General features: G+C 42.1%; 8 protein-coding genes and 1 rRNA gene. 6 read left to right on the top strand and 3 right to left on the bottom strand.

What is annotated here, in order from left to right:
• Window positions 1-240 precede the first annotated feature (240 nt).
• Window positions 241-1761 (bottom strand): 16S ribosomal RNA (locus SNE26_RS27820).
• A 1131-nt stretch (window positions 1762-2892) separates the two neighbouring features.
• Here SNE26_RS27820 and SNE26_RS27815 point away from each other — a divergent pair.
• Window positions 2893-4200, top strand: coding sequence for an IS110 family transposase (locus SNE26_RS27815; RefSeq protein WP_321555135.1), 1308 nt, complete (start codon window positions 2893-2895; stop codon window positions 4198-4200).
• Window positions 4201-4317: 117 nt separating this feature from the next.
• Here SNE26_RS27815 and SNE26_RS27810 read toward each other — a convergent pair whose 3' ends face one another.
• Entirely contained in the window at window positions 4318-5397 is a 1080-nt protein-coding gene (locus tag SNE26_RS27810) for an IS110 family transposase (protein ID WP_321555355.1), read from the bottom strand.
• Between the two features lie 459 nt (window positions 5398-5856).
• On the opposite strand from SNE26_RS27810, the gene SNE26_RS27805 reads away from it, so the two are divergent.
• From SNE26_RS27805 to SNE26_RS27785, 5 genes are all read left to right on the top strand, one after another.
• A complete protein-coding gene (locus SNE26_RS27805) occupies window positions 5857-7194 on the top strand; it encodes an IS4 family transposase (protein ID WP_321555623.1) in 1338 nt (445 codons plus the stop codon).
• Between the two features lie 469 nt (window positions 7195-7663).
• On the top strand, window positions 7664-8590 hold the full coding sequence (locus SNE26_RS27800) for an outer membrane protein assembly factor BamD (RefSeq protein ID WP_321557091.1): 927 nt from the start codon (window positions 7664-7666) through the stop codon (window positions 8588-8590).
• A 31-nt stretch (window positions 8591-8621) separates the two neighbouring features.
• On the top strand, window positions 8622-8954 hold the full coding sequence (locus SNE26_RS27795) for a DNA-directed RNA polymerase subunit omega (protein ID WP_090529735.1): 333 nt from the start codon (window positions 8622-8624) through the stop codon (window positions 8952-8954).
• A 130-nt stretch (window positions 8955-9084) separates the two neighbouring features.
• On the top strand, window positions 9085-10287 hold the full coding sequence (gene coaBC, locus SNE26_RS27790; RefSeq protein ID WP_321557090.1) for a bifunctional phosphopantothenoylcysteine decarboxylase/phosphopantothenate--cysteine ligase CoaBC: 1203 nt from the start codon (window positions 9085-9087) through the stop codon (window positions 10285-10287).
• Window positions 10284-11177: a DUF4835 family protein gene (locus tag SNE26_RS27785; RefSeq protein ID WP_321557089.1), complete on the top strand. Its 894-nt coding sequence runs from the start codon at window positions 10284-10286 to the stop codon at window positions 11175-11177. Before coaBC ends, SNE26_RS27785 begins: the two co-directional genes overlap by 4 nt.
• Before the next feature lie 560 nt (window positions 11178-11737).
• Here SNE26_RS27785 and SNE26_RS27780 read toward each other — a convergent pair.
• Entirely contained in the window at window positions 11738-13405 is a 1668-nt protein-coding gene (locus SNE26_RS27780) for a glycosyltransferase family 39 protein (RefSeq protein WP_321557088.1), read from the bottom strand.
• Window positions 13406-13428 lie beyond the last annotated feature (23 nt).

The raw sequence follows: 13428 nt of genomic DNA, 5'->3' as shown, positions 1-13428 counted from the left end.
TTTTATTCTTCAAATCGTCAATCGTAATCTCTTACAATCCCGCCTCTCAGATGTTATTGCCACTGATGGCTTCATCTTCTGGGTGTTTCCTTTTGCGTGTGTGTTATCAGTATATGACTGCTCATGTTTTGTGATCTTCGCTTTTCAACTACTCACCACTTAACCTAATCAACCATTTAACTAACTTTAAGAAATATCATGCAGCGAACAGTTCTGAGCCACTCAGAGGGCCTGCTCCAGAAAGGAGGTATTCCAGCCACACCTTCCGGTACGGCTACCTTGTTACGACTTAGCCCCAGTTACCGACTTTACCCTAGGACGCTCCTTGCGGTTACGCACTTCAGGCACTTCCAGCTTCCATGGCTTGACGGGCGGTGTGTACAAGGCCCGGGAACGTATTCACCGCGTCATTGCTGATACGCGATTACTAGCGAATCCAACTTCACGGGGTCGAGTTGCAGACCCCGATCCGAACTGTGAATGGCTTTAAGAGATTGGCATCCTGTTGCCAGGTAGCTGCCCTCTGTACCATCCATTGTAGCACGTGTGTAGCCCCGGACGTAAGGGCCATGATGACTTGACGTCGTCCCCTCCTTCCTCTCTATTTGCATAGGCAGTCTGTTTAGAGTCCCCACCTTAAATGCTGGCAACTAAACATAGGGGTTGCGCTCGTTGCGGGACTTAACCCAACACCTCACGGCACGAGCTGACGACAGCCATGCAGCACCTAGTTTCGTGTTCCGAAGAACTGTGACGTCTCTGTCACATTCACTAACTTTCAAGCCCGGGTAAGGTTCCTCGCGTATCATCGAATTAAACCACATGCTCCTCCGCTTGTGCGGGCCCCCGTCAATTCCTTTGAGTTTCACCCTTGCGGGCGTACTCCCCAGGTGGAACACTTAACGCTTTCGCTTAGACGCTGACCGTATATCGCCAACATCGAGTGTTCATCGTTTAGGGCGTGGACTACCAGGGTATCTAATCCTGTTTGATCCCCACGCTTTCGTGCCTCAGCGTCAATCATACTTTAGTAAGCTGCCTTCGCAATTGGTGTTCTGTGACATATCTATGCATTTCACCGCTACTTGTCACATTCCGCCTACCTCAAGTACATTCAAGCTCTTCAGTATCAAGGGCACTGCGATAGTTGAGCTACCGTCTTTCACCCCTGACTTAAAAAGCCGCCTACGCACCCTTTAAACCCAATAAATCCGGATAACGCTTGGATCCTCCGTATTACCGCGGCTGCTGGCACGGAGTTAGCCGATCCTTATTCTCAAGGTACATTCAACTTCTTTCACGAAAGAAGGTTTATTCCCCTGCAAAAGCAGTTTACAACCCGTAGGGCCGTCTTCCTGCACGCGGCATGGCTGGTTCAGACTTCCGTCCATTGACCAATATTCCTTACTGCTGCCTCCCGTAGGAGTCTGGTCCGTGTCTCAGTACCAGTGTGGGGGGTCATCCTCTCAGATCCCCTAAACATCGTAGCCTTGGTATGCCGTTACCACACCAACTAGCTAATGTTGCGCATGCCCATCTTAGTCCTATAAATATTTGATCACAAAGCGATGCCACTTCGTGATGTTATGCGGTCTTAATCTCTCTTTCGAGAGGCTATCCCCCTGACTAAGGTAGGTTACATACGTGTTACGCACCCGTGCGCCACTCTCATCAGGTGCAAGCACCCGAATCCCGTCCGACTTGCATGTATTAGGCCTGCCGCTAGCGTTCATCCTGAGCCAGGATCAAACTCTCCATTGTAAAATGTTTTGTTTTAATCACTGACCCTATTATTAATTAATAGAATCTGTATTATTATCTCTTTATACAGGCTCTCTTTATTTTGTAACTCTTCAGCTCAGTTTAACCTTGGTTAGACTTCGCCTCCCGTTACGCTACATGATTTCCATTTCTTAAAAGAACTTTCCCGCTTCCCTATCCAGTTCAGCTATATAATCTTTCAGTTTTACCTGAGTTGATTTGTCAATTTTTTTAGTGTGGGAATCGCTCCCTTTCACCCTTGATTCCTAAGGCCTAAAACCCTCATCCTCTTTTCTTTAGAAGCTTTTAAACTTCTTCCCCGCTTGGGGCTGCAAAGGTAGAAAACCTTTTCTTCTTTCCAAAACTTTTTTACTTTTTTATTTTCTAAAAGTTTCAGCCGCTTCCCTCTCTCTTTTCTTCCTCGTTTGCGGGCTGCAAAGGTGTGAATTATTTTCCGGTTTCACAAAAGATTTTTACAATCTTTTTTCTCCTTCCCTTCATTCACGCTCAACCTTTAAAGAACTCCCCGCTTCTTCGTTTGCGGGCTGCAAAGGTACACCCTTTTTACACTCATCCAAATTATTTTTAACCCTTTTCCTTAATGTTTACTTAACATGCTATGCTTCAGTCAGAAAAAGTTTAAACCATATAGACAAATAGATGTGCCCAGTCGTTATCGGCACATTTTACCAGCCAAAACCAATTATTCACCATTTTATGGATAACGTTTATATATACTAACATCCGCGCTTCGCTTGCCTCAGATTATATATACTACCTGCATATTCTGGCAGATGAACCAAACCGTTATATTATATGCTATGTAGCTTCCGAATAATTGACTATATTTTTTTAACGAAAGTAAATTACTCATTATAGTGTCCGTGTTAGGGAAGTCTGGCCGGGTTTCCGGTTGGTTTATAAAGGGACATGCCTTAAATTTGGATAAGGCTTTACAGGAAGTAACAGTGCTACAAATTAGTGTTAATTACCTGATAGGGAATCTTGTTCCAGTTGCTTATTGAAAGGTTTATTGGTGATGCCGTTCTATAGAGCGGTATTCCCGTGCAGGATGCTATCGAATTTTATAAGCAGCAGGCCTTAAAGCTTATTTATTTAACCATTAGGCTTATGTCAAAAACACTTGAGATCGTCCATCCCAATGCGGCAGGGATAGATATTGGCAGCAGAAATTTCTTTGTAGACGCAGGCGAAGATCAGATCCGTATCTTCCCCACTTTTACGGCAGACTGTAACGCGATCCGTGATTACTTGCTTTCTTTAGGTATCAATACAGTAGCGATGGAATCCACGGGTGTTTACTGGATAACACTATACACAGTTTTGGAGGAAGCGGGTGTAGAAGTTTACCTTGTAAATGGGCGTGATGTAAAAAATGTCCCAGGTCGAAAAAGCGATGTGAAAGACTGTCAGTGGCTTCGTCAATTGCATGGCTATGGCCTTTTACGGAAAAGTTTTATACCGGAAATTGAAATGCGTAAAGTTAGAAGTTACCTCCGTTTGCGGCAAGATCATATCCGTGCCGCCGCCACACAGGTTCACTTGATGCAGAAAGCTCTAACCCAAATGAATATCCGTTTTACAGAAGTGATTAACGATATCAGCGGAGCGAGCGGAATACGCATGATAACAGCCATACTTGGAGGCGAAAGAGATGCCATTACGCTGGCAGAATTATGTCATGAGCGGATACTGGAAAAGAAAAGAGATCTGGTGATTAAATCACTGGAGGGGCATTATAGCGAGGAGCATCTGTTCGCCTTGCGTCAGGCTTATGGCACCTGTTGCTATTACAATAGTTTAATAAAAGAATGCGATGCAGAGATAGAGCGTCAGTTAAAAGATATGTCAAAAGATAAAGACGATATTGAAACAGCTGTAAAACGCAAACCGATTCGTTACCATAAACCTGAAATAGATAACCTGCATAAGCCTTTGCTGAAATTGACAGGAGGCAAAGACCCGATAGGCATAGCAGGAATAACCGATTACAGTTTTCTCCAGATCGTAAGCGAGGTGGGAACAGATATGAGTCCCTGGCCAACAGAAAAGCACTTTAGTGGCTGGTTGAAACTGGCACCGATGAAATCGAGTTCGGGAAAGATGCATAAACGGGTACGGATGAAGCGTCAAAATAATGCAGGGCTGATATTCAGAAATCTGGCCCAGGGTCTATTGAACAGCAAACACCTCGCTCTTGGGGCATTTGGTCGGAGAATACGTGCAAGGCGGGGAAGTCCTATCGCCATAAAGGCAATAGCGCGAAAGATAGCGTGCTATTATTATAGGGTAATGACTAATGGCAGTGAGTTTGTAGAAAAAGGAATAGAGGCCTATCAAAACCATTTAAAAGAACAGAAAAGGAAGCAACTTGAAAAATTGGCACTACAGTTTAATATGCAATTAGTCCCTGCATAAAAAAGTGTGTCCTCAGGATTTGTAGAGGAAAGCCCACAGCGCGGGTTGGGTTTGCGGGCAGGAAAGGCGAGGACTTGCAGCGGATAGGTACTGTCTTTACATCCAAATATAATTTCATTAATTTTGTTGCTTAATGAGAGCTTCGTTCAGAAGTTCATCATGTGTAGCCCCAGGCAAAGCCGGGGCTACTTCCTTTTTAAAAGCCGGATCATATTTTTCTTCTTTCTTCCATAGGTAATACATCATTACAAGCAGTTTTTTCTGCACGGCGACATATCCTTTCATTTTTATCCTTGTCCGTTCATAGACCCGTTCGAACAGTTTTTGAAATTGAGGCTGATCGTCCCTTACTGCACAAAGTGCAGGCATGTGCAGTATACGCCTTATTCTTGAATTGCCTTTCTTTGATATCTTCGTTCTGCCTGTATGCTTACCTGATTCATTTTCAATGACATCGTAACCTGCATACTTAACCAGGCTGGCTGCGTTATCAAATAGGATAAATCCGTTTGTTTCAGCAGCGATAACAGCAAAGGACAACAAGCCTAAGCCTTTAATAGCACAAATGTTCTTGTAGTGCCTGTTAAGAATTGGATCGGATTGGATCAATTGAGCGATCAGTTTTTCCAATTCTTTCATATGTTTCTCGTATAGCTTTAAAGAACTTTTGAGTTGTTTAATGATATCTTTGTTTTTAAACTGGCTATGCTCGATACTATGTAGTTGATTGGCCGTGGCTGTATAAAATTCATTCAGGCTTTGATGCTGTCGTGTATAATAGCGTAAGGTATACAGTTCCATGCTGGGTGGCGTCCATTGTTCCAGTTTCTTTTCAGCTCCTACCTTGGCTAAACCACGGGCATCGATCTTATCGTTCTTTGACCTGATTCCGTCTGCCTGCAAATGTTTCTTTGCCTTATTAGGCAAAAGGATACTTACACTATTACCTTTATGGTGTAAAAACCAAGCCAGTTGCTCGTGATAAACGCCGGTAGCTTCCATTGTATAAATAAGAGGTAAGTCTTCTTTTTTATGGCGCTTTACCCATTCCAATAATGCTCCAAAGCCACTTTCAATATTGGCAAATTTGTGAGTAGCCTTTACCTTGACATCCTGTTCATCATTGATGACCGAAATACAACAGGCGAAATCTTTCATGGAGACATCGATCCCTACTGAATACTTTAAGTTCTTCATGCTTTACATTTATTGTTTATCAGAAAAACCCTTCACAGTCTTTGCTCATATTAATAGCTGATCAGGCGCATAACCTGTCATTCGGTACTGTCCAGACTTTAAGAAGCTAAAAAAGGAGAATTAGCCTATCTCGTCAACATCGTAATAGTACGTGTCATGCACGGGCCCAAAGTGTCTCCTTTTATTCTGATTTATTTATAAATGTAAAGATATGAGCCCGGGCCGAAGGCAATGCCATAATCATTTTTAAAGATCAGCGGCAGGTAAAAATTGAAGATTAAATTCTTATTCGCGATACATGGAAGTAAGGCTAACCGGAGTTGTGCACCTCCGGCCAATGTCATTAAGTTAAGGGAAAATAGTTGAGGGTTAGTATTCTTAAGGAAGAAAAAGGGAATAAAAAGGATTGTAGTAAGTAGTTTTGAATCGACTAAAACACAAAACACCACTACAACCTTAATGGCCAGGACCGAGATAAAAATAGGAATAAAAATTATTTCCGAACTAAAAAGCTTTGTTTCTTTAATTGTCCAGAACGAACCTCTGTTGAATAATTTCAGAAAGTCTGAAAAAGACTTCACCCGAAATAGAAAACTCCCCTTTGAACGACTTGTTTTACTTATAGTTAAGCTCTGTAAGAAAACACTTAGCATAGAACTTGAAAAGTTTTTTGAAGAATTAGGAGGTCAGAGTCCCTGCTCAGTAAGCGCCTTTACCCAACAACGTATAAAATTAAAAGCATCTTTCTTTTACTGGTGGAACAATGTTCTATTAAGCAGTTATTACCATCATGCGAAGCAGGGGGATATAAAACGTTGGAAGGGTTTTCGGGTAGTTTCCGCAGATGGTTCTAACGTCAGTTTAGTAAACACACCTGTGCTAAGCAATTATTTTGGAGGTGCAAGCAATCAGAGTGGGTGTTTCGTACAAGCAAAGACATTTTACCACTATGACGTGCTGAATGAGCTTGTTCTGATGTCCCGGATCATGCCTTATCGTTATGGTGAGGTACCAATGGCTTATGATGCGATAGAACAACTGAAAAAAGATATGCTGGTTATTTATGACCGGAATTTTTGCAGTTATAAGATGTTTGCCTTGCATCTGTGGGCTGAAGAGGAAATCAAATTTGTCATCAGGGGAAAGAATGATCAGAATATGATAAAGGATTTCATAGCAGGAGGTAAACACACGGCCATTGTTTACTTAGCCCCTGTAACTACAGCTATCAAATCATTAAAAGAGAGTGGGTTTATCACAACCAATAAAACATTATTAAAACTGAGATTGGTACGGGTAGAACTGGAAAACGCGGTAGAGGTGCTGGTAACCAATCTTTGGGAAGAAGAAGGTTATCCCAATAGTGAATTTAAGGCGCTTTACTTTTTGAGATGGGGCGTAGAAACTAATATATCGATTCAGAAAAATATCCTGCAATTGGAAGCTTTCAGCGGCCTAACCGTTGAATCGGTTGAGCAGGACTTTTATGCAACTGTATTCATGACCAACCTACATGCTGTTTTAATAAAAGATGCTCAAGCATCGGTAGATAATAATCTGATAAATAGAAAATATCCCATGAAAGTGAATAAAAATAAGTCCTTTGGAAAGTTAAAGATTAATTTAGTGGCTATTTTCAACGACAATAATGCCGATCACATTTTAGAGGTATTACACAAACATTTTATCAGAGATATATTGCCCGTGAGAAAAGATAGAACCTTTCCACGAGTCAGAAAAAACAGGCAAACAAATAGTAAACACCGAACTTATTCTAACTTTAAACCAGCTTATTAACCCTTAACTTAATGACATTGGAGCCAGGCACACTAAAGATTATTTTATCAATCGATATCTACAAACCTTTTGTACCTCCTGGTGCAACCTATCAATTCCTACCTTATGTCCTTTAATTCCACTACTTGTTAACTGCTACCCAAGGCTATCAACTAAAGAAACTGCGAGGCCTTAACTTGCACTCAAAATTAATTTAAACTACGTACGGTTAATTCTACAAATCAAATGTTCATCCTACAATCCTCCTTCTTAAAACCTTTAGGTTAATGAAGCCTTCAAAAAAACATATGCACTATATAAGAAAGGGAAATTTTAATCGTATTAACCCAGGAAGCTTATACCCCCAACCCCACAATAGTTAAAAGATGTTAAATACACTATATATATAGGTACCGAGCCAAAGCCTCGTTATATATTAGCAGCTAAATAAATAATTGACTGATTTATATTATTAATCTATCTTTGCAGAATGTTTAAAAAGCAACTAACGTTATTAGCCAGTGTTTTAGCTATCGTAATTATTACGCTTGGCAGTTGTAAAAGCAAATACGAAAAGTTAAAAGCCAGTAACGATTACGCTAAAAAATACCAGGAAGCTATTAAGTACTATAATAAAAAGGACTATAACAAAGCTTTAGGTTTATTTGAGGTGCTGGTTGAGCGTTACCGTGGCCGTGAAGGTGCAGAAGACCTTTTTTATTACTACGCGTTTACGTATTACAAACAAAAAGACTATACATCGGCAAGATATCACTTCAAAACATTCGCCGATACCTATCCTTCAAGCCCAAGGGCCGAGGAGTGCCGTTTTTTCTCGGCTTATTGCTACTACCTTGATTCGCCGATATATTCGCTTGACCAGGATAATACATTAAAAGCTATCGACGCTTTGCAGTTGTTTATTAACCTTTATCCAAAAAGCGACCGTGTAGCCGAGGCCAGCAAGCTGATCCAGAACCTGCGCGATAAACTGGAAACCAAAGCTTATGCCAACGCCAAACTTTATTTAACTATCAGCGATTATCAATCGGCAGTGATAGCGTTCAACAACGCGTTGCGCGACTATCCTGATACCAAATACGGCGAGGAAATGGAATACCTTATTGTTAAAGCACAATATCAGTATGCTTACCATAGCTTTGAAACCAAACAGGAAGACCGTTTTAACCAGGCCATAGCTTATGCCGATCAGTTTGCCGAAAAATATCCTAACAGCAAATACCTGCACGAAACCCAAACTTATGCTAAAGACAGTCAGCAGGGTATAAAACAAGCGCAGCGTTTAATTGCCGAAGCGATGAGCAATGAAAAAACCGCAAAGAAACTTTTAAAGAAAGATACCGTAACAACGGCATCGCCGTCTGAAAAAAACCAGCCGCAAAAAATACCATATTAATTAAGATATATTAAAGAATTTAAATTAAGATATGACAGCTAACAACAGTAATAAACCAGCAGCAGCCAGCAGCACTGTAACCCGCGATTTACGCGAGCTGGATACCAAAACAGAGAACATCTATGAGTCGCTTGTGATTATGTCAAAAAGGGCAAACCAGATCTCGAACAACATTAAAGAAGAGCTTCACCAGAAACTTTCTGAATTTGCATCATCAAATGATAACCTGGAGGAAGTATTTGAAAACCGTGAGCAAATTGAAATTTCAAAATACTACGAAAAATTGCCTAAACCGTCATTAGTTGCCGTTCAGGAATTTTTAGATGGTAAAGTATACTACCGTAACCCAACTAAAGAAGTTTAGTACCCCCAGCCCCTGAAGGGGAGTTTAGGAAACTTATTCATGATATAACAAAAAACTCCCTTACGGGAGTTTTTTGTTACTTTTAACTTTTACAATATAATCATTCCCTCTTTAGGGGGTTATGGGGCTTATGCTTAAAGACAAAAACATTGTTTTAGGAGTTTGCGGCAGTATTGCAGCCTACAAATCGGCACTGCTGGTTAGGCTGCTGGTTAAAGCAGGTGCTAATGTTAAAGTGGTGATGACTGCCGGTGCCACCAACTTTATTACATCGCTTACACTATCAACACTATCAAAAAACCCGGCGTTGGTTGACTATTTTAAGGCTGATACCGGCGAATGGAATAACCATGTGGAGCTTGGCCTTTGGGCCGATGTGATAGTCATTGCCCCCGCCACGGCCAACACCCTTGCTAAAATGGCCAACGGGCTTTGCGATAACCTGCTTAGCGCTGTATATCTTTCGGCCAAATGCCCGGTTTATTTTGCCCCGGCTATGGACCTGGATATGTGGCTGCACCCGGCTACCCGCCAAAACGTAAGCAGGCTGCAATCATTTGGTAACATCATGATTCCGCCCGGTAATGGCGAACTGGCCAGCGGCCTCTATGGTGAAGGCCGGATGGCCGAACCTGAAGAAATTATTGCCTTCCTGGAAGCAGAATCAAAAAAAAAACTTCTTTTAGCCGGTCATAAAATACTGGTAACTGCCGGGCCAACCCATGAAGCTATAGATCCGGTTCGGTTTATCGGCAACCATTCGTCGGGCAAAATGGGATTTGCTATTGCAGATGAACTGGCTTTGATGGGGGCCGATGTCACTTTAGTGACCGGGCCTACTGCTCAGATCAGCAAGCAGCAAAATATAAAACGGGTTAATGTTATTTCGGCGGCACAAATGTTAGCGGCCTGCTTAACCGTTTATGGCGATGCAAAGGCTTGTATTATGAGCGCTGCCGTAGCCGATTATACTCCGGCCGAAGTTGCCACCCAAAAGATCAAGAAAAAAGACAACGACCTCAGCATCGAGCTGAAGAAAACCACTGATATATTAAAAACCCTCGGCGAGGCTAAACGAGAAGGACAAATATTGGTTGGTTTTGCCCTGGAAACCAACGATGAGGAAATGAACGCAATAACCAAACTGCAAAAGAAAAATCTTGATTTTATTGTACTAAATTCGCTTAACGATGCAGGCGCCGGTTTTGCGGGCGATACCAATAAGATAACCATTATTGATCATGAGCTTAAGAAAACTACTTTCGGCCTGAAAAGCAAGGAAGCCGTAGCCCGCGATATTTGCAATAAAGTTGCCCAACTGATAAACGGATGAAAAAACTGCTGCTTTACATTGCGCTGATGTTCCTTTGCTGCCGGACTGTGGCCCAGGACCTGAATGCACGTATCCAGGTATTATCGCCAAAGATCCAGGTAAGCAACAAACGCGTTTTTCAAACACTGGAAACTGCCATGAAGGATTTCCTGAACGGCCGCAAATGGAGCGCCGACCCCATTTTGCCCCAGGAACGAATTGATTGCAATTTTGTGCTGAATATTACCAACTGGGATGGCAGCAGTAACTTCACCGGTGAACTGCAGGTTCAATCGTCCCGGCCAGTTTTTGGCACATCCTATGCCTCTACCCTGTTAAACCTTAACGATAAAGACATCAGCTTTAGTTATACCGAGGGCCAAACCATTGATTATACCGATCAAAACTTCCAGGGCAATTTAAGCTCTATCATGGCTTTTTACGCCAACATCATTGTAGGGCTTGATTATGATACTTTTTCAAAGTTTGGCGGCACACCTTATTTTTTAGCCGCGCAAACTATAGTAACCAATGCACAAACATCATCATACGGTGGCTGGAAGGCTTTTGATGGCAATGTAAACCGCTACTGGTTATCAGAAAACCTCAATAATAAACTATATAATCCGCTGCGCAGTTTTTTGTACGATTATCACCGAAACGGGCTTGATTTGATGGCTGATAATGTAAGTAAAGGCCGCAAAGCCATTGACGCATTGTTACCCCTGCTGCAGCAGATAGACCGGCAGCGTGTAGGCGCCATGCTGCCTCTTATATTTTATACCGCCAAAAGCGATGAGCTGGTTTCCATTTACAGCAAGGCTGATAACCAGGAGCGTTTAACCGCCATGAACCTGTTTTTAAAGCTCGACCCGGCTAATGGGAATAAGTACCAAACTTTGCAGAAATAACTCTTACTGTTAGTTTAAAAACGAACAAAGAAGGCGTCATTGCTGGTGATTAAATCCAGTGGACTCTAAAGGTGAGACGACAAAAAGTTGGACTGTCAGTCAGAGCCTGTCGAAGACTCGCGCGAAGAGGCCCGCCTACTATGCTTCGACGGGCTACCCATGGCATAATAAAAAATGGCGTCATCCAGAACTTGTTTCGGGAACCCACAGGACGATCCCGCATGAAGTATACTTAGCAAATGGGGTGCTGATCCGCCAGCCGGCGGACAGCATGACGGATGGTGGGGATGTCATTATACCTTGAGATTCTTTCGGTTGGTTGTCTTCGTCCCTTATAATGACGTGATTTTAAGTAATTGGTCAGCAACCGTTTTTTGATCTAAATATGGGCGTTGCCTGCGGCCCGGGCTTTCCGCTGCAAGTCCTCGCTTTCCTGGCGCGCAGCGGCCTCACCACGCTCCGGGCTTTACGCTTCTATCCCTAACGCGGCCATCACACAACCCGTTAAAACAACACTTCAACAACGTCATTACATTTTTAAGATTATAGCTGACACCTCTCTACCTGATCCTTATCAAATAAAACTGATCTAAAGTAGCAGTTCTCTTCTTTTTGATAATAAAAGGCAGGCTCAAATTTTCATGAGGGAAATCCTCAAATGTTTTTATTGTAGTATAGTCAATCCCTTTCCCCTTTAATTCAGCTATTGCTTTTTCATCGGCTACTATGATCCGGCTTTTTAGGCTATCGGTTTTCAGGATAACATCAATGTTGGTATAAGTAGCGTCTCCTTTGTAATAAAAATCAAAAGTATTTGATAAAACTGCGGCACTCACTTTTTGCTGAGGATAGTTTTGATTGAGGTATTCGGCCGCCGAAAGGTCTCCGCGGTAATTAACAATAGTAGGGTAAGCAACCGTCGCCAGGTAAGCATTCACCAATATTGAAACAGCGCATGTAAATAAAAATATGGGCTGGCAAACTTGCGTTGACTTTTTGTAGATGTAAATACTTAAACCTATAAAAGCTATAATCAGGATAGTAAATACAAGCCAGCATTCGGGCGCAAAGACAAAGTTGAGCACAATAACAGCTACTAACAAAAGCGTTGTGATAATGTATTGTGTTATCTTGAAAAACTTAAACTCTCCACTAACCTTTAATGAGCGAACAAAAACAGCGGTTATAATAGCGAAAAACGGGAACAGGATATTAGTATAGAAAGGCAACTGGAATTTGGACAATGAAAAAATCAGCAACATCAGCACACTTCCCGAAATGCAAAGATATTCCGGCTGAGCTACTTTTTTTAACATTTTACGGACGGTAGCATAAAGGGCATAGGACAGGATAATAGCCCATGGCGCAAAAGCCCAAAGCAGGGTATGAACAAAAAACAGCTTATCGCCATGTGTATTGGTGATGTAACCGTTATTGTTGAAACGCCCGAACTGGCTGTCCCACAAAAACCAGTGGATGCCGGAAATTCCGGTGCGGCCGAAAACAACTTTTTCGGGGTGAAGATCAAACTGGGTGTATACCGAATAGATCTCGGGCAAGGTAAACACAGCCACCAAAATAAATGCGAGCAGCCATTTCCAATGAAATACCCCTTTAATATTCCCTTTAAATAAATAATCACCAATAATCGCCGTCCCGATAGGGATGAGCAGGTAGATGCCTTTGGTCATTACAGCACATGCCGTAAATATGGATGCCAGCAGGATATCTGCAACACTGAACCGTTCTTTCAGTTTATAAAAATGATAAACAGCGCCCATCAGCAAACCCATAATATAAGGCTCGGCACGTATATCAGTATTTGACATTACACTGTGCTGGGCAGTAAGCAGGATCAGGATGGCTATAATGGCTGTTTCCTCGCCATAAAACTTTTTGGCCAATTTATAGGTATAAACCACGGCCATGAAAAAGAACAACAATGCAGGCAGCTTATAGGCAATGGTATTTACGCCAAAAATCTTAAAGCTAATGGCAATGGCCCAAAAAGGGAAGTGAGGTTTATCGAGCCAATCATTACCATGGTAGATGAGATCGGTAAAATTATTGCTTTGCGACATGCTCCGCGCTAACGCCGAATACAAAGCCGGATCGTCAGTAAAAAATTTGATGCCGATACCTGCTATATTGAGCACGATGGCCAGGAGCAGCACTATGAAGTAAGGCCGTTTTTGCGATGAAAAAATTGAAGCTGATGAACTATCCACTAAAAATATTTATGCCCAAAAAT

It is taken from the genome of Mucilaginibacter sp. cycad4, from assembly GCF_034263275.1.
In the GTDB taxonomy this organism is placed as follows: domain Bacteria; phylum Bacteroidota; class Bacteroidia; order Sphingobacteriales; family Sphingobacteriaceae; genus Mucilaginibacter.
Note: the sequence above shows the minus strand (reverse complement) of the source record. Positions and strands in the feature narration are given on the sequence as shown.